Genomic DNA, 17,895 nt, shown 5'->3' with positions numbered 1-17,895 from the left:
ACACCCACGGTTCGCGCATCGATATGCGCGGGACGGGAATCTCCCCGCTTCGTATGCGCATCGCGCATACGGCTCTCAGCTGGTCATATTCCGGTATGCCTCGCGGAGTTCACGCGCTTGGGGCATTCCTCGCCCGGTGACGGCGCGCACGACCTCGGCGGCGCGCCAGTGGTTGGAGGGAACCACGCTGCCGGTGCGCATCGCGGTCAACGCTGCTTCGGCCGCCGCCGACACGTCGCCGGTTTTGACCTGCACGAGCGCGAGGTCCAGGTAGGCGCTGGCCAGGCGCCGGGGCCAGCGGCCCGGTTTCCCGGCCTGGGGTCGCAGCTGCTCGATGACGTTCTCGGCGTGGCCGGCTCCTGCGGGGTCGCCGAGCCAGGACAGGGTGGTGGCGGTGTAGGCGTTGCGCTTCGTTCCGTCGTAGCGGTAGTGGTGCTCGCGCTCGTCAGCGTCGAGCACCGGCAGGTCGGCTGCCAGGGAGTTCACCGCTTCGACGGCGCGGTAGGTGCCCTCCGCGTCGCCGAGGCGTGCCAGGACGCGCCCCTGCTGCGCAGCGGCCTGGACCTCGATCGAGGAGCCCGCCGGGGCGATGGCGCGGGCTGATTTGGTGAGGTCGTGGGCGCGATGGAGGTTCCCAGCGGTGAGCTGCCGCCACGCCTCGGTTTCGGCAACCCACGCCCGGACCTCTTCGTGGCCGACTTCTCGAGCGAGGGACGCAGCAGTGTCGAGACGGGCTGTGGCAGCCGTGTTCTGGCCGACGTCGATGTGAAGGGTGGCGGCCAGCAGCGAGCACCAGGCCCCGGCCGCGACCAACCTGCGGTGCACCGACAGCGACAGATTGGGGCCATCGAGGAGATCGGAGACGTACCCCAGGTAGCCGGTGACGTGCGGGAGCAGTTCGACGGGCGCGGCGGAGGGGTAAGCGATGGCCATCCGGTCGAAGCCCTCCTCCAGCTGGACGAGGGTGGCGCTTCCGACGTCGGAGGCTTCGACGCGGCGGGCGAGTTCGATCGCGGCGAGTTCGTCAGCTGCCCCACCGCCAGGAGCGGGGAGCGTGGTCGCGGCGATGCGCAGTTGGTCTCCCAGAACGTCGGCGAGCACGTCTACGACCTCCGGACTGGGCTGGTTGCGGCCGGATTCGTACTTGCTGAGGGCTGGCTGCCCGACGTGCGCGCGTTGGGCGAGGTCGGCCTGCGTCCATCCGCGTTGCGTGCGCAGTTCTCGCAGCACGCGCCCGAAGTCGGACATCGGTGTGCACCTTCCCCGCCGCTCTCCCGCCGAGGCCCCAGGCTGCCCGAGGGGCACTTCCTCCGGCGGGAGGCGAGATCAGGCTACCGAGACACCGCGAGGCCCGGACAGGATTGTCAGGTCCTCCCGGTGGCCAGGTCTGCTCTCGGACTTTGGTGGGTTCGGGTCCGGGCGGCAGACCTCGTGGTACCGGAAACCGTTGATCGCGGACGCGCCTCGACCCCTGCTCCGGCGGTACGAGTGCCACGTCACCCAAGACACGACGTCCAACTCCGGGCACCACGTCGCGTTCAACCGCCTCGGCACGGTACGGTAGTTACAGGAAACGTTGTCGAGATCATGCGGGGCCGACTTTCCCCTGTCCGCCCCGCACACCCTGTGCGAGGGGGTCGAGCCATGGGGCGCGGCCGGGCTAAGGCCAAGCAGACGAAGGTGGCCCGCGAGCTTAAGTACAGTTCCCCGGACATGGACATCGAGGCACTACAGCGCGAGCTGTCGTCCTCGGAGTCCGGCGAGTGGTCCAGCGAGGACCGCGATGACTCGTACGACGACGGGTACGACGACTACGACTACGGTCGACGCTGACCCACACCTCCACGGAGAGCGGCGGTTTTCAACGCTGTTCGCTCGATGGCGAGGTGCGTCACGAGTCGTTCGTTCACCCGGTGCGTGAGCGGCCAGAGCATGACACGAGTGGCGTTGCCAACCGGCAACGCCACTCGTGTCTGTTCGCACATCCGAAGCCGCGCAGCTGAAGCGGCGAGGTGCTGACCGGTCGCGGAACGAACCCAAGCGATCGAACCCACGCGGGTTCTCGCGGCCCGGCGCGGAGCCGGCGACGAGATCTCAGTTCCCGCTGGCCGGCCCCGCGAATCACGGGACGGGACGATAAAGGCCGGCGCGTGCGGGCCGCCTCTCGGCGGATGGCGCTGCTGGGCTCCAGCCGAACGGTATTCCCAGCAGGCGATAGTTGGAGCCCGGGGGCACGCGCACGACGCCGGCACCCCGAACAACGAACCGGGGGCGGGGATGATTCCCGCCCCCGATCACTCGATCGTGTCGATCACGCGCTCAGAACCGGGGGTGGTCGCCCCGCAGCACGACGCGCTCGTCCTCACCGGTCTCCTCGCCGGACTGCTTGGTGACCTCACCGAGCACCCACGCGGGCACGTGCCGCGCGGTCAGCACTGCCAGGGCGCGGTCCACGTCCTCCGCGGTCACCACGGCGACCATGCCGATGCCCATGTTGAAGGTCTGCTCCATCTCGGCGGGATCGACCCTGCCGCGCTGGGCGATCATCCGGAACACCGGGTCCGGCGTCCAGGTGCCGCGGTCCAGCTCGGCCATGAGACCGGCGGGCAGCACCCGAGCCAGGTTCTGCGCCAGCCCGCCGCCGGTGACGTGCGCGAAGGTCCGCACCTCGGTCTCGGCGGCCAGCGCCAGGCAGTCCTTGGCGTAGACGCGCGTCGGCTCGAGCAGCTCCTCGCCGAGGGTCCTGCCGAACTCCTCGACGTGGCCGTCGAGGGGCATCCGGGCGATGTCCAGCAGCACGTGACGGGCCAGCGAATAGCCGTTGGAGTGCAGACCGGAGGCGCCCATGGCGATCACCACGTCACCGGCGCGGACCTTGTCCGGGCCGAGCATCCCGTCGGCTTCGACGACACCCACGCCGGTGGCGGAGATGTCGTACTCGCCCGGCGCCATCATGCCGGGGTGTTCGGCGGTCTCACCGCCCAGCAGCGCGCAGCCGGCCTGCACGCAGCCTTCGGAGATCCCCTTGACCAGGTCGGCGACCCGTTCCGGGACGACCTTGCCGACGGCGATGTAGTCCTGCAGGAACATCGGCTCGGCGCCGGCGACCACGAGATCGTCGACGACCATGGCGACCAGGTCGATGCCGACGGTGTCGTGCTTGTCCATCGCCTGCGCGACGGCGAGCTTGGTGCCGACGCCGTCGGTGGAGGAAGCCAGCACCGGCTCCTTCCAGCGATCCAGCTTCAGCTGGAACAACCCGGCGAAACCGCCGAGGGAGCCGAGCACCTCCGGCCGGGTCGCGCGTTCGGCCCACGGGCGGATCTTGTCGACCGCTTCGTCACCCGCCTCGATGCTCACTCCCGCTTCGGCGTAGGTGGCCTTCGGGGTCTCGTCTTGCTCAGACCCTGAGAGCAGGTCTTCGGACACGACTGGGCTCCACATCTCATGCTATTGATCGGTTTCGCCGGGCGACGCCGCCGACGGATGGCCCCTCAAGGCCGCTGCAACGCGTCCGCCGCACCATAACCGCTGGGAAGCACGGGCTCGGCGGGACCGGACACGCCGCGTTCGGTGCCGTCGACGCCTTCCAGCAGGTATTTGCCCAGCTGCTCTTCCTCGGGCAGCGGGATGGGGTACTCGCCGTCGAAGCAGGCCGCGCACAGCCGGGAACCCGGCTGCTCGGTGGCGGCGATCAGGCCGTCCAGCGACACGTGGCCGAGGCTGTCCGCGCCGATCGAACGACGCACCCCGTCCATGTCCAGGCCGTTGGCGACCAGTTCCGCGCGGGAGGCGAAGTCGATGCCGTAGAAGCACGGCCACTTCACCGGCGGCGAGGCGATGCGCACGTGCACCTCGACCGCGCCCGCCTCCCGCAGCATGCGCACCAGCGCGCGCTGGGTGTTGCCGCGCACGATCGAGTCGTCGACCACGACCAGGCGCTTGCCCCGGATGACCTCGCGCAGCGGGTTGAGCTTGAGCCGGATGCCCAGCTGGCGGATGGTCTGCGAGGGCTGGATGAAGGTGCGGCCCACGTAGGAGTTCTTGACCAGACCGTTGCCGTACGGGATGCCGGAGGCCTGCGCGTAGCCGATCGCGGCCGGGGTACCGGACTCCGGAACCGGGATGACCAGATCGGCGTCGACCGGGTGCTCCTTCGCGAGCCGGCGGCCGATCTCGGTGCGCGTGCTGTTCACCGAGCGGCCGGAGATCGTGGTGTCCGGGCGCGCCAGGTAGACGTACTCGAACACGCAGCCCTTGGGCTTCGGGCTGGCGAACGACTGGGAGCGCAACCCGCTGGCGTCGATGGCGAGCAGTTCACCGGGTTCGACCTCGCGGACGAAGCTCGCGCCCACGATGTCCAGCCCGGCGGTCTCGCTGGCGATCACCCAGCCGCGCTCCAGCCGGCCGAGCACCAGCGGACGCACGCCCTGCGGGTCGCGCACCGCGTAGAGCGTCTCCTCGTCGCAGAAGACCATGGAGAACCCGCCGCGCACGGTCGGGAAGAGCTCCATCGCGGCCTGTTCCACGCTCTTGTCCGCGGACCTGGCAGCCAGCAGCGCGGTGACCAGGTCGGAATCGTTGGTGGCCCGGTCGCAGCCGCCCGCCGGGGTGGAGGCGTTGGCGAGATCGCCCTTCTCCGCGTCCACCCGCTCGGACAGCTCGGCGGTGTTGACCAGGTTGCCGTTGTGCCCGACGGCGAGGCCGCGGCCGACGTTGTTCGTGCGGAAGGTCGGCTGGGCGTTCTCCCAGGTCCCACCGCCGGTGGTCGAGTAGCGGCAGTGCCCGATGGCGACGTGCCCGTGCAACGAGGCCAGCGTCTGCTCGCTGAATACCTGGTTGACCAGGCCCAGATCCTTGTAGACCACGACCTGGGAGCTGTCGCCGACGGCGATGCCGGCCGCTTCCTGGCCGCGGTGCTGAAGCGCGTAGAGGCCGTAGAAGGCGAGCTTGGCGACCTCTTCGCCGGGAGCCCACACGCCGAACACGCCGCATTCCTCGCGGGGAACATCGCGTTCGAGGGCCTCAGCGGATGTGCCGATAGTGGGGAAGGGCAGGTCCGTGGTCGTGCCGGGGTCAGCCGGCCGGTCGGTGTGCACCGAGAACTCCTTGGAGGACGGAACCGGAGTTACACCTCAGTGTAAGACGGTCGAAACCTCACGACCCCACGCCCGCTGCGTGTCGGCCATCTCATCACGCCCAGTATCCCCCGCGGCACGTGCCGAGAAACACATCCGCGCTCAGAATCTGACCAGCGGAAGCCAGGGCGACACGTCGGCGCGGGCGCCGGATGCGGTCAGGGCGCCGGTGGCGGTCGCGTCGGCCCAGGAGAGCTCACCGGTGGCCAGCAGCAGCCAGGTCCGCGGATCCGTCTCGACCACGTTCGGTGGCGTTCCCCGGGTGTGCCGAGGCCCTTCGACGCACTGCACGGCCGCGAACGGCGGCACCCGCACCTCGACGCTGCTGCCGGGCGCCACCTGCTCCAACGTCCGGAGGCTCGACCGCACCGCAGCGGCCTTCTCGGCCCGAGAGGGCTCGGCGCCACCCTCGAGCCACCCCCGCACGGCCAGCACGGCCTCCCGCACCTCACCGGGATCAACCCCACGACGAGCCATGCCCAGAGCGTACGTCTGACAGTTTCGCCAGCGGAGCTTCGGTTTGCGGTGCGCGCGGCGGTGCCGGTGGCGGAACCTCGGACGCCGCCGGGCTGCGGGATCCGCGACTCGAGCAGCCACGACCTCGAGCGCCGGAGCCTCACAGCTTCATTGCAGCATACGGCAGCAGCCGCTGTATCAGGTGTGGGACTCGGCCTGCGCCGCCGCGGGTTCTGACGCGTCGTGTGGCGAGGACCGCCGCGACGCCGCGTAGGTTGGCTGCTCGAGGAGCGGATCCCGCAGCCACACGGCGGGTCAGGTTCCGCTCCCGGCACCGCCACGCGCACGGCACTGGAAATCCCCTCAGGCAAAACTGTCAGAGCGGCGTCCGAATCGATTCACAACCAGCCGAGCTTGACCGCTTGCATGCCCGCCTGGAAGCGGGTCTCCACGCCGAGGCGGGAGATGAGTTCGCGGACCCGCCGATGAGCGGTGCGGGCGCTGAAGCCCATCAGACGGCCGATGGTGTCGTCGGTGGCCCCGGAAGCGAGCAGCGAGAGTATCCACCGCTCCTCCTCGGTCGGCCCCAGCTCGTTGCCCTCGAGGTCCTCGTCGGCGGTGAACGGAGCGGCGTAGCGCCACAGGTCCTCGAAGATGCGCGCGATCGCGGCCAGCATCGCCGAGCTGCGCACGACCACGGCGCTCTCCACCGAGGTCTCGGTGACCGTCAGCGGCAGCAGCGCGATCTCGTTGTCCACCATGATCAGCTTCGTCGGCGCCACGTGGATCACCCTGGCCTGCTCGCCCATCGCGACGAGCTTGGTGGTGATGTCCAGCTGCGGCGACCTGGCCAACGCCGACCGGTCGTAGAGGACCTGGTAGCGCACGCCCTCGGCGAGCTTGCGCGACTCCAGGGAGTCCAGCGTTCCGGTCTGCACGTAGGGCGGTTTGGCCACGCCCTGCACCAGGTGCGTGGCGCTCGCCTGCAGTTCGTAGGCGGCCCAGCCCACCCGCTTGGTGCCGTGCACGACCTGCAGCACCCCGCCGTTGCCCGCCCGCGCTGCGCGCGCGACGGAGGCGACCTGCGCCTGCACCGCTCGTTGGCCGACCGACTCCGCCGGTGATTCCCCCGGTTCGGGGACCTCCGGAGCGGACTGGGTCAGCTCCTCGGTGTATCCGGGCATCACGGCACATCCCTCCTCGATGTGCCCTGGCGGAACCGCGGCGGTTCCGCGGACACGGGACTCCCCTGCTGCTGGCAACGTATCCACCTGAATCGATCGCAGGAACCGACTTTCGCAGGATGGGAACCCGCGAACCCACGAATACGCTCGTTCAGCCGATTCAGGCCGCCCCCCTTGCGAACTGATCAGAAGCGTCGCGGGCCCTCCCCAAAGCCGGGAAGGGCCCGCGATCGCGATTCCCGCTCAACCGATCACAGATCGCCGATCTGCAGCAGGTCGGCGATGGTGCCCTGCGGAGCGTTGGTGACGACGTCGGTCGCCGCCTGCCCCTGCAGCGCGGAGATCACGTCGGCCGGGGCCGCGCCCTGGTTGGCCGCGAGGTAGAGCGCGCCGACACCGGCCACGTGCGGGCTGGCCATCGAGGTGCCGCTCATCGCCTCGGAGCCGCCACCGGGAACGGTGGAGACGATGTCCACGCCGGGGGCGTAGCCCTCGACGGTCTCGCCGAAGTTGGTGAACGAAGCGGAGCCGTCGTTCTGGTCGGACGCAGCGGTGGTGAACACGCCCTCGGCGCTGGCCGGGGAGACGTTGGCCGCGTCCTGACCCTCGTTGCCCGCGGCGACGGACAGGAAGACGCCGCTGTCGACCAGGCTGGTCGCGGCCTCATCGATCGCCGGGTCCTTCGGGCCGCCCAGCGACATGTTGGCCACCGACGGGCCCTGGTGGTTCTGCGCGACCCAGTCGATGCCACCGACGACCTGCTCGGTGGTGCCGCTGCCCTGGTCGTCCAGGACTCGCACGCCAACCAGGTTCGCGCCCTTGGCGACGCCGTAGGTATTCGAACCGATGGTGCCCGCGACGTGGGTGCCGTGGCCGTGCTTGTCGATGCCGTCGCCACCGGTGGCGTCGAAGCCGACCTCGGCGCGACCGCCGAAGTCCGGGTGGCTCGGGTCGATGCCGGTGTCGATGATGTAGGCGGTCACGCCCTCACCGGTGCCCGCGGGGGCGTAGTTGTCGTCCAGCGGCAGGGACGGCTGGTCCAGCCGGTCCAGGCCCCACGAACCGGCGGCCGAGGGCTTGGCTCCCGGCTCGACCTCGACGTGGTAGCTCTGCGAGACGTTCTCGACCTTGTCGCTCTCGCGGACCGTTTCCAGCTGGTCCTGGTTCAGCTTCGCGGAGAAGCCGTTGATCGAGGCGCTGTAGGTGTGCCGGGCCTGCACGCCCAGCTCCTTGGCGATGCCCTTGGGGGCGATGCCGTCCTTGAGGTTGACGATGTAGACGTCCTGAGTGCCCGCGGTGGACGCACCCTCCGGGTGCATCGCCAGCGGAGCCAGCTCCGGCTGCGGTTGCGCGCCGGCGGGAGCTCCGGCGAGCACGAGCGCGGCTGCGGCGACCCCTGCCCCGGTGCCGTAGAGCAGCTTCCTCATGCGTTCCCCTCCTTCAGCGGTTCCGCTCGGGTGGGGCCGAGCGGAGATTCCGGAGCGGAACGTAACTAGTCAGCCCACTCTTCTGGGCGACGTTGGCGATTTTGCGCCAACCAATCGGACATCGGGGTGAACGCGTTCCCAATTACCCCCGAGTAACCGGTAATGAGCAGCCAAAACAGCGATCCGCGCAAGCCCCCGGACGCACCCTTCGGGCACAGCTCTCCCAGCCCGCGAGGGGGCGGGAATAGTAACGGAGAGTGCCTACGAGCGCGTCGTCCTATCGGGTGGCGGCAACCCAGCGGCGGAGGCGGAGCCGGACCGATTCGACGTACTCGGACTCATCGGCGCCGTCGGGATCCATCGCCGCGACGCCGTGCGTCATGCCGTAGTAGCGGTAGAGCGAGCGCTCGCCTTCCAGCGGCAGATCGCCCTGTTCGAGGTCGATGCGCGGCGCTTGGCGCACCGCTTCCTTGCCCACCGCCACGGTCAGCGTGTCCCCGTCGAAAGCGGCGCCGTCCAGCGGGACGAAGCTCTCGTTGGTGCCGAACAGTCCGGTTTGGACGGTGATCCACGCGGGCTGGTCCGTGTCGTCGTCGACGAACAGCTGACCGACCATCCCGATGCGATGCCCCGCGGGATCGAACACCTCGCAACCGAACATTCGCAATGCTTCCCGCTGACCGATCATCGGTGCTCCCCTCCCCGACGGCCGTCCACCAGTCTCCCTCGGACCGGTCGAGAACGGCACCTCGGAAAAGGGGTGAATGCGCGGCATCGTGACCGTCGACACTCGCACCATCCACTCGGGCCGGAAGGCGCCCCGTGGGATCCTCGTCCGATGCGCCCGGCCGGTCGGCCGGGCACCCGCGACGAAAGCAGACGGAGTCCGAACCGCATGGCACAGTCCAACCCGCCGATCACCGAGCAGATGCGCGAGCACGCCAAGCAGAACCCGAACAGCTGGCTCTACATCGCCGATCCCGGCTACGCGGCCGAGGACGGAGATGTCCCGCCGGAGGGCGTCGTGGGCGCGTACCGCATCGACGCCGAGGGCGAGATCGACGAGGACTTCCAGTTCAACGATCAGTACGTGCCTTCGGAGATGTCGGCCAACCCCCTCGAGCCGACGAACGATCTGGAACGCGTGCTGGTCGAGATCGCGGCAGGGCAGCGCCAGGAGGACGATCTGCCGACCGCGGTGCTGGGCGCCGAGGTGCTGCTCTACGCCCCGGAGGAGGACGACCGGATGGTCTACTCCGCGGAGATGTCCGACGGCACCACGCTCGTGCCCGCGTGCACCTCGGAGCAGCGGGTGCCGGAGGACTGGCCCGGCTTCCGGCGCGTGCCGGGCAGCTGGCTGCCCGATGTGCTCGGCGGCCTGGACCTGGGCCTGAACCTGCACGAGGCGATCCAGGCGGTGATCCCGAACGCGGTGCTCACCCAAGCCGGGCAAGAACGCGGCTGATCGCTCCAGCCTTCGCAGGCTGACAGTTTTGCCTAAAACTGCACGGGCATCTCGCGCACCGAGACCTCGCAGTTTTAGGCAAAACTGTCACCGCCGCCGCGGGGCCCGCTACCAGCGGTGCCCGCATCCGCCGGAGGCGCGAGCTGAAAAGCGCTCGCGACGTGGTGCGACCGGTAGGGTCGGCGGCGTGAGCGGCATGATCGAGGACTACGCGCTGCTATCGGACCTGCGAACCGCCGCGCTGGTCGGGCGAGACGGGTCGATCGACTGGCTCTGCCTGCCGCGATTCGACTCGGCCTCCTGCTTCTCCCGGCTGCTGGGCGACGAGGGCGACGGGCACTGGAAGATCGCCCCGACCGGGGTGCGCGAGGTGCACCGCCGGTACCGGGACGCGTCGATGGTGCTGGAGACCGACTTCCACACCGATGGAGGCGTGCTGCGGCTGACCGACTTCATGCCGCCGCACGAGATCAACCAGGACGATCAGCCGTGCGTGGTGCGCATCGCCGAGTGCTTGTCCGGCGAGATCGATCTCGAGATGCGCTGGGTGCTGCGGTTCGCCTACGCCGATTCCATGCCGTGGGTGCGCCACGTGCGCGCCGACGCGCCGGTCCTCGACGAGTACGTCCTCGCGATCGCGGGCCCGCACACCGTGGTGCTGCGCGGGGATGAACTGCCGCACCCGAGCCCGAACGAGCGCGCGCACGAGCTGACCACCCACCTGTCCGCCGGGCAGCGGATGTCCTGGGTGATGCAGTGGGCCTCCGACCCGGACGACCTGCCCAGGCCGATGGCCCCGGTGCAGGAGCTGCAGGAGTGCGCGGACTACTGGCTCGGCTGGTCGAGCAAGATCGACTACGAGGGGCCGCACGCTTCGGAGGTGCGCCGCTCGCTGGCCACGCTCAAGGCGCTGACCTACTCGCCGACCGGTGGGATCATCGCCGCGCCCACCACCTCGCTGCCCGAGGCGATCCCGGGGAACCGCAACTGGGACTACCGCTACTGCTGGCTGCGCGACGCCACGCTCGTGCTGCTCGCGTTCGACGACTTCGGCTGCACCTCGGAGGCCGCTGCGTGGCGGCTCTGGTTGTTGCGCGCGGTGGCCGGAGATCCCGCCGACCTGCAGATCATGTACGGCGTCGGCGGCGAGCGGCACCTGGTGGAGTGGGAGGTCGACTGGCTGGAGGGCTACCAGGGCAACGGCCCGGTGCGGGTCGGCAACGCCGCCTACCGGCAGACCCAGCTCGACGTCTTCGGCGAGGTGATGGACGCCCTGCACCTGGCCCGCGAGCGCAGCCTGCCGGAGAGCGAGGAGTCCTGGGCGCTGCAGCGCGGCATGCTGCGGCACCTGGAGAAGATCTGGCAGCAGCCGGACAAGGGGCTCTGGGAGGTCCGCGGTCCCGATCGGCACTTCACGCACTCCCGCGTGATGATCTGGGTCGCCTTCGACCGCGCGGTCCGCGCGGCCGAGGAGGACGGGTTGCCGGGACCCGTCGAGCGCTGGCGCGAGCTGCGCCACGCGGTGCACGCGGAGGTGCTCGAGCACGCGTGGAACCCGGAGATCGGCGCGTTCACCCAGTACTACGGCGGCGAGACCCTCGACGCGGCCACCCTGCTGATACCGGCGGTCGGCTTCCTGAGCGGTGACGACGAGCGCGTCCGCAGCACGGTCGAGGTGATCGGCCGGGAGCTCCAGCGCGGTGTGCTGGTCGACCGCTACTCGACGACCGAGTCGACCAACGAGATCGACGGCCTGGTCGGTCGCGAAGGCGCGTTCCTGGCCTGCTCGTTCTGGATGGTCGACGCCCTCGTCTACACCGGCCGCAGGCAGGAGGCCGAGAAGATGTTCACCGAGCTGCTCGAGATGGCCAATGACGTCGGGCTCTACGCCGAGGAGTTCGACGACGTGTCCTCCCGCTTCACGGGCAACTTCCCGCAGGCCTTCAGCCACTTGGCCCTGGTCAACTCGGCCGCGGTCCTCTACGGCGGCCGAACCCGCGAGCAGAAGTCCCGCAGAGGCACATCCCACCAGATCAAGACCAAGCACCCCTGAACCCCGTCGCTGCTCGGCCACGCGCAGCGGGGCGGTGACAGTTTTGCCTAAAACTGTCCGGACATTTCGGGCACCGAGGCCTCACAGTTTTAGGCAAAAGTGTCACCACCTGCGCAGGGTGATGAAGCGCGAGAACTCATTCCAGGTGGTCTGAGATGTACTCGGTGGTGGCTTGGGGGGTTCCGGGCCTGGCGTACAGGTATCCCTGGCCGGTCTCGCAGCCGAGCTCGGCGACCCGCCGGGCCTGGGCCTGAGTCTCCACGCCCTCGGCGGTGACCGTCAGCCCGAGCGTGTGCGCGAGGTCGACGAGGGTGCCGACGATCCGGGCGTCCACCGGGTCGGCCTGGTCGGGATCGCGCAGGCCCTGCATGAACGAGCCCGCGACCTTGAGCTCGTGGACCGGCAGGTGTCGCAGGTAGGCGAGGTTGGAGTAGCCGGTGCCGAAGTCGTCGATGGCGATGCGCACGCCCATCCGCCACAGCGCGCGCAGCGCTTTGAACGGCTCGTCGGTGGTGCCCATGATCGCGCTCTCGGTGAGCTCCAGCTGCAGCCGGTGCGGCGCGAGCCCGGTCTCCTCCAGGATCGCGCTCACATCGGCCACCAGGTTCGGGTCCCTGAACTGGCGCACGGCCAGGTTGACGCTGACGAACGGGGCGGCGTCGCCGAAGATGTCCTGCCAGCGCTTGGCCTGCTGGCAGGCGCGGCGCAGCACCCAGCGGCCGAGCGGGACGATCAGCCCGGTCTCCTCGGCCAGACCGATGAACTTGTCCGGCCCCAGCCTGCCGAATTCGGGGTGCCACCAGCGCACCAGCGCCTCGACGCCGACCACGCGGTCGTCGCGCAGCCCGATCAGCGGCTGGTAGTCCACGTAGAACTCGTCGCTCTCGAGCGCGGCCGGCATGCTCGCCGACAGGTGCATCCTGGCGACCTCGTTGGCGTTGCGCTCCGGGTCGAACAGCGCCCAACCGCCCTTGCCGCCTGCCTTGGCCCAGTACAGCGTCACGTCGGCGTCGCGCATCAGCTCGGCGGCGGTCTGGTCGGCGACCGGGCGCTCCACGATGCCGATGCTGGCGCCGACGGTGAGCTGATGGCCGTCGATGCGGATCGGTTCGGTCATCGCGGACAGCACCTGGTCGGCGATCTCGATGGCCTGTTCGGTGCCCGCCGAGCGCTCGATCAGGATGACGAACTCGTCGCCACCCATCCTGGCCACCAGGCGGTCGTCGCCTTGCACGATCGAGTCCAGCCGCTCGGAGACGGCTCCCAGCAGGGAATCGCCCACGTGGTGGCCGAGGCTGTCGTTGATGACCTTGAACCCGTCCAGGTCCATGTAGCACAACGCGACGCGGTCTTCCGGGCGCTGCCGCTCCAGCACCGCGCCGAGCCGTTCCAGGAACAGCGCGCGGTTGGGCAGCCTGGTCAGCGGGTCGTGCATCGCCTGGTACCGCAGGCGTTCCTGCAGCTCGCGGCGGTCGGTGACGTCCTCGATCAACGCCACCTGGTAGATCGGTTTGCCGCTCTCGTCGCGGATCAGCGAGACGAACAACTCGGTCCAGACGGTCTTGCCGCTGGGCCGCACGAACTGCTTCTCCGTCCGGAACTGGTCGCGGTCACCGCGCACCAGCTCCTCGTAGGTCCGCCAGGTCGACTCCGGGTCGTCCGGGTGAATCATGTCGTCGACCTGCATCCGGCGGAGCTCTTCGGCCGGGCGACCCATGATCCGGCTCAGCGAGTCGTTGACCTCCAGTATGCGGCCGTGGGTGTCCGCGATGCCGATGCCGATGGCGGCTTCGGTGAAGATCGCGCGGAACCGGGCCTCGCTGGTGCGCAGCGCCTGCTCGACGGCGTCGCGGGCGTCCAGCACGGCCTGCCGGATCGCCTCCTGCTCGTCGAGGGTTCGCTTGCGCGAGGCCTGCACGAAGCCGGAGCACAGCGCGCCCTGCAGCGCGGCCACCCGGGCGCGCCACACCGGGTCCTCGCCCAGGTGCAGGACGTCGAGGATCTCGTCGCCGATCATCTCGACGGTGCGGGCGAGGGATTCGGCGCTGGTGAAGTGCACGCCCACCAGGTCGACGCCGACGGATCGGGCCGGGGAGGCGTCGAAGGACTCGCTGACGAGCGCGTCGACCAGGCGATCGGTGTAGCCGTAGAGCTTGCCCTCGACCTCGGCGCTGGTCATCGGGACATAACTGGTGCCCATCAGGGCCTGCGCCCACACCGCGGCGAATCGTCGGCGGTCCGCTTGACTCACCTCGGCCGTCACCTCGTGAGCGCTGGGAACCGGCGCGGTCCAGCCAGTCATGCCTGGGCGCCCTCCACTCCTCGTCGCACTCGTCCGTCTCCCGCCCTGGCCATCGGCTCGGAGCATACGGCCGGTTGACTCCATCGGTCGAATATCAACTACGGCACCTGGCGCAAGAATTCACCTGACAACGGCGGCCGTCGGGATGGCCACCACCAAAATACCGCTACCGTCCGCGACCGGATGGATTCGGAACTCCTCTGCCGGACGCTAGCCGCCCACCCCTCCCCAAGAGGTTGCGCCGAACTCGCGATCAGCCGAAATAGGCGCCTTCACCAGCGAAGGCGTCGCACGAACCACTCCGTCAGAAGTTAACACAGTCGTTCCGCCGGACGGCCAAACTTGACCACACTTTCGGGCCAGATCAGGCGTCAGGACACCACGCACAGCAACCACGATCGCGATGCACGCGGCCACCGCCACCCACCCGGTCCGCGCTGATCAACGCCGCGCGCCGGGCCTGTCGCGGGCGCCCGGGCCGATGCACGCGAGCGCCCGCGCGGGTGCGTGACGAAAAGACGAAAAGGGGCGCCGCCGGCCATCGCGGACCGACGACGCCCCTCACGACCGGCTCAGCCGAACAGGGCCGGGAGAGTGCCCTCCCACGCCTCGCGGAGCTCGCCGAGCGGGATCTCGGCGATGTCCTGGATGTCCAGCGAGTTCGAACCGGCGTCGGCGACGCCGACCTTGGCCCACGGCAGGCCGCGAGCGCTGCACATGTCGGTGAAGCGCAGCTCCTCGCTGCGCGGGACCGCCACCAGCACCCGGCCCGCCGACTCGGAGAACAGCGCGACGAACGGGTCGGCGCCCTCCGGCAGCACTACCCGCGCGCCGGTCTCGCCGATCAGGGCCGTCTCCACCAGCGCCTGCGCCAGGCCGCCCTCGGCGAGGTCGTGCGCCGCGGAGATCATGCCGTCGCGCGAACCGGCCAGGATGATCTCGGCCAGCAGCTTCTCCCTGGCGAGGTCGACCTCCGGCGGCGTCCCGCCGAGGTGGCCGTGCGTCACGCGGGACCACTCCGAGCCGCCGAACTCCTCACGGGTCTCGCCGAGCAGGATCAGCGTCTCGCCCTCCTCGCCACCGATTCCGGTGGGGATGCGGCGGGTGACGTCGTCGATGGTGCCCAGCACGCCCACGACCGGGGTCGGCAGGATCGGCTGGCTACCGGTCTGGTTGTAGAAGCTGACGTTGCCGCCGGTCACCGGGATGCCCAGCTCCGCGCAGCCGTCGGCCAGGCCGCGCACCGCCTGCTGGAACTGCCACATCACGCCCGGGTCCTCCGGCGAGCCGAAGTTCAGGCAGTTGGTGACCGCCATCGGCGTCGCACCGGTGGTGGCGACGTTGCGGTAGGCCTCGGCCAGCGCCAGCTGCGCACCCGCGTAGGGGTCCAGCCGGGTGTAGCGGGCGTTGCAGTCGGTGGAGACCGCGATTCCGCGACCGGTCTCCTCGTCGATGCGCAGCATGCCGCCGTCGGCGGGCTGGGCCAGCACGGTGTTGCCGCGGACGTAGCGGTCGTACTGGTCGGTCACCCAGGCGCGCGAAGCCAGGTTCGGCGAGGCGGCCATCCGCAGCACGGTCTCCCGCAGCTCGTCCGCCGTGGAAGGGCGGCTCAGGGTGTTCGCGCTGTCGGCCGCGATCAGGTCCTGCTCGGAGGGGCGCTCGACCGGGCGCTCGTAGACCGGCCCGTGGTGCGCGACGGTGCGCGGCGGCACGTCGACGACCAGCTCGTCCTCCCAGTAGATCTCGAGGTTCTCGCCATCGGTGACCTCACCGATGACGCTGGCCTCGACGTCCCACCTGCGGCAGACCCGCATGAAGTCGTCCACCTTGGACGGCTCCACCACGGCGCACATCCGCTCCTGCGACTCGCTGGAGAGGATCTCCGCGGCGTTCATCCCGGTGGCGCGCAGCGGAACCTGGTCCAGGTTCACCCGCATGCCGCCGTCGCCGGCCGCGGCCAGCTCCGAGGTGGCGCAGGACAGGCCGGCGCCGCCGAGGTCCTGGATGCCCACGACCAGGCCCGAGTTGTACAGGTCCAGGCAGCACTCGATGAGCACCTTCTCCGCGAACGGGTCGCCGACCTGCACGCTGGGCAGCTTCTTGCGACCGGTGCCGGACTCCTCGCCGTCGAAGGTCTCCGAGGCCAGCACCGACACGCCGCCGATGCCGTCCAGACCGGTGCGAGCACCGAACAGGATGATCTTGTTGCCCGCCCCCGAGGCGTGCGCGAGGTGCAGGTCATCGGCCTTCATCACGCCCACGCACATGGCGTTGACCAGCGGGTTCCCCGCGTAGGTCTCGTCGAAGACGACCTCGCCGCCGATGTTCGGCAGCCCCAGGCAGTTGCCGTAACCGCCGACGCCCGAGACCACGCCCGGCAGCACCCGCTTGGTGTCCGGCGCATCGGCCGGACCGAACCGCAGCGGGTCGGCGACCGCGACCGGCCGGGCACCCATCGCCATGATGTCGCGAACGATGCCGCCGACGCCCGTGGCCGCGCCCTGGTGCGGTTCCACGTAGGACGGGTGGTTGTGGCTCTCCAGCTTGAAGGTCACCGCCCAGCCGTCGCCGATGTCGACCACACCGGCGTTCTCGCCGATACCGGCGAGCATCTTGGACTGCATCTCCTCGGTGGTGGTCTGCCCGAAGTACTTCAGGTGCACCTTGGAGGACTTGTAGGAGCAGTGCTCGCTCCACATCACCGAGTACATCGCCAGCTCGGCCTCGGTCGGCCTGCGACCCAGGATCTCCCGGATCCGCTGGTACTCGTCGTCCTTGAGCCCGAGCTCGGCGTAGGGCTGGTCGGTATCCGGAGCGGACTTCGCCGTCTCGACGTTATCGATCTTGTCGGTCACGCTGCCACCAGTGCATCCAGAGCGGACAGGAACATGCCGAGGCCGTCATCGGTGGGCCCGGTCAGCGGGTCGATCGCGTGCTCGGGGTGCGGCATCATGCCCGCCACCCGGCCGCGCGCGTCGGTGATGCCCGCGATGTCGCGCTGCGAGCCGTTCGGGTTGTCGCCCGCGTAGCGGAACAGCACCCGGCCCTCGCCCTCGAGCTCGTCGAGGACGGCCGCGTCGGCCATGTAGTTGCCCTCGCCGTGCTTGATCGGGATGAGCAGCTCGGCACCGGCGTCGAAGCGGGTGGTCCAGGCGCTGGAGTTGTTCTCCACCTTCAGCCACTGGTCCCGGCACACGTAGTGCAGCCCGGCGTTGCGGGTCAGCACGCCCGGCAGCAGACCGGACTCGCAGAGGATCTGGAAGCCGTTGCACACGCCGAGCACCGGCATGCCCTTGCCCGCGGCGTCGATGACCTCGGTCATCACGGGTGCGAACTTGGCGATCGCGCCGCAGCGCAGGTAGTCGCCGTAGGAGAAGCCGCCGGGCACGACCACCGCGTCCACGCCCTTGAGGTCGTGGTCGGCGTGCCAGAGGGCGACCGCCTCGCCGCCGGCGCGGGGCACGGCCCGTGCGGCGTCGACGTCGTCGAGGGTTCCGGGGAAGGTGATGATTCCGATCTTGGCGCTCATGCGTCCACCCGGCGCACGGCGAAGTCCTCGATCACGGGGTTGGCCAGCAGGGTCTCGGCGATGCGCTCGAGCGTGGCGTCGTCGACGTCGTCGCCGACCTCCAGCTCGAACCGCTTCCCCTGGCGGACTTCGGCGATGCCGTCGAACCCGAGGCGAGGCAGGGCGTTGGCCACCGCCTGTCCCTGCGGGTCGAGGATCTCCTGCTTCGGCATGACGTCGACTACGACTCGGGCCACGGGGGCTGCTCCCGGTTTCCGTGCAGATCCGCCGGTCCGGCGGATGGCCAGCAGTACCCGCGCAGCGTAACTGAGCTGGGCATTCACTCCCCGAATAGGGGTCGC

Annotated in this window: 14 protein-coding genes; 3 read left to right on the top strand and 11 right to left on the bottom strand. The window is 69.8% G+C overall.

Annotation, left to right across the window (positions count from 1 at the left end; all coding sequences use genetic code 11):
* Positions 1-75: 75 nt before the first annotated feature.
* Positions 76-1,248, bottom strand: coding sequence for a helix-turn-helix domain-containing protein (locus ABD289_RS04905; RefSeq protein WP_344126964.1), 1,173 nt, complete (start codon positions 1,246-1,248; stop codon positions 76-78).
* Positions 1,249-1,644: 396 nt separating this feature from the next.
* Here ABD289_RS04905 and ABD289_RS04900 point away from each other — a divergent pair, with 396 nt between their 5' ends.
* Positions 1,645-1,833: a DUF3073 domain-containing protein gene (locus ABD289_RS04900; RefSeq protein ID WP_344127167.1), complete on the top strand. Its 189-nt coding sequence runs from the start codon at positions 1,645-1,647 to the stop codon at positions 1,831-1,833.
* A gap of 486 nt (positions 1,834-2,319) precedes the next feature.
* Here ABD289_RS04900 and purM read toward each other — a convergent pair whose 3' ends face one another.
* The 6 genes from purM to ABD289_RS04870 all read right to left on the bottom strand — a co-directional run bounded on the left by purM (position 2,320) and on the right by ABD289_RS04870 (position 8,893).
* Positions 2,320-3,444, bottom strand: a complete 1,125-nt coding sequence (gene purM, locus ABD289_RS04895; RefSeq protein WP_344126962.1) for a phosphoribosylformylglycinamidine cyclo-ligase — start codon at positions 3,442-3,444, stop codon at positions 2,320-2,322.
* A gap of 50 nt (positions 3,445-3,494) precedes the next feature.
* Complete coding sequence (purF, locus tag ABD289_RS04890) at positions 3,495-5,057, bottom strand: amidophosphoribosyltransferase (RefSeq protein WP_425564570.1); 1,563 nt, start codon at positions 5,055-5,057, stop codon at positions 3,495-3,497.
* Between the two features lie 183 nt (positions 5,058-5,240).
* On the bottom strand, positions 5,241-5,615 hold the full coding sequence (locus ABD289_RS04885; protein WP_344126960.1) for a sterol carrier family protein: 375 nt from the start codon (positions 5,613-5,615) through the stop codon (positions 5,241-5,243).
* 377 nt (positions 5,616-5,992) lie between these two features.
* The gene (locus tag ABD289_RS04880; RefSeq protein ID WP_344126958.1) at positions 5,993-6,778 is read right to left on the bottom strand and encodes a DNA-binding response regulator; all 786 of its coding nucleotides are present in this window, start codon (positions 6,776-6,778) and stop codon (positions 5,993-5,995) included.
* Between the two features lie 251 nt (positions 6,779-7,029).
* Complete coding sequence (locus tag ABD289_RS04875; protein ID WP_344126956.1) at positions 7,030-8,205, bottom strand: S8 family peptidase; 1,176 nt, start codon at positions 8,203-8,205, stop codon at positions 7,030-7,032.
* 277 nt (positions 8,206-8,482) lie between these two features.
* On the bottom strand, positions 8,483-8,893 hold the full coding sequence (locus ABD289_RS04870; protein ID WP_344126954.1) for a PRC-barrel domain-containing protein: 411 nt from the start codon (positions 8,891-8,893) through the stop codon (positions 8,483-8,485).
* 207 nt (positions 8,894-9,100) lie between these two features.
* On the opposite strand from ABD289_RS04870, the gene ABD289_RS04865 reads away from it, so the two are divergent.
* Both ABD289_RS04865 and ABD289_RS04860 read left to right on the top strand, forming a co-directional pair.
* Positions 9,101-9,670 carry a type VII secretion system-associated protein gene (locus ABD289_RS04865; RefSeq protein ID WP_344126952.1) on the top strand — a complete coding sequence of 190 codons (570 nt, stop codon included), beginning with the start codon at positions 9,101-9,103 and terminating at the stop codon, positions 9,668-9,670.
* Positions 9,671-9,866: 196 nt separating this feature from the next.
* On the top strand, positions 9,867-11,723 hold the full coding sequence (locus ABD289_RS04860) for a glycoside hydrolase family 15 protein (RefSeq protein ID WP_425564569.1): 1,857 nt from the start codon (positions 9,867-9,869) through the stop codon (positions 11,721-11,723).
* A 136-nt stretch (positions 11,724-11,859) separates the two neighbouring features.
* On the opposite strand, the gene ABD289_RS04855 is transcribed toward ABD289_RS04860, so the two are convergent.
* From ABD289_RS04855 to purS, 4 genes are all read right to left on the bottom strand, one after another.
* Positions 11,860-14,025: a putative bifunctional diguanylate cyclase/phosphodiesterase gene (locus tag ABD289_RS04855; RefSeq protein ID WP_344126948.1), complete on the bottom strand. Its 2,166-nt coding sequence runs from the start codon at positions 14,023-14,025 to the stop codon at positions 11,860-11,862.
* Positions 14,026-14,597: 572 nt separating this feature from the next.
* Positions 14,598-16,880: a phosphoribosylformylglycinamidine synthase subunit PurL gene (purL, locus tag ABD289_RS04850; protein WP_344126946.1), complete on the bottom strand. Its 2,283-nt coding sequence runs from the start codon at positions 16,878-16,880 to the stop codon at positions 14,598-14,600.
* Positions 16,877-17,554, bottom strand: coding sequence for a phosphoribosylformylglycinamidine synthase subunit PurQ (gene purQ / locus ABD289_RS04845; RefSeq protein ID WP_344126944.1), 678 nt, complete (start codon positions 17,552-17,554; stop codon positions 16,877-16,879). Before purQ ends, purL begins: the two co-directional genes overlap by 4 nt.
* Complete coding sequence (purS, locus tag ABD289_RS04840) at positions 17,551-17,790, bottom strand: phosphoribosylformylglycinamidine synthase subunit PurS (RefSeq protein WP_344126942.1); 240 nt, start codon at positions 17,788-17,790, stop codon at positions 17,551-17,553. The genes purQ and purS overlap by 4 nt, the downstream gene beginning before the upstream one ends.
* Positions 17,791-17,895 lie beyond the last annotated feature (105 nt).

It is taken from the genome of Saccharopolyspora halophila (assembly GCF_039531955.1).
GTDB classification, from domain to species: Bacteria; Actinomycetota; Actinomycetes; order Mycobacteriales; family Pseudonocardiaceae; genus Saccharopolyspora; species Saccharopolyspora halophila.
The sequence above is the reverse complement of the archived record's forward strand: the minus strand, read 5'-3'. Positions and strand labels throughout refer to the sequence as shown.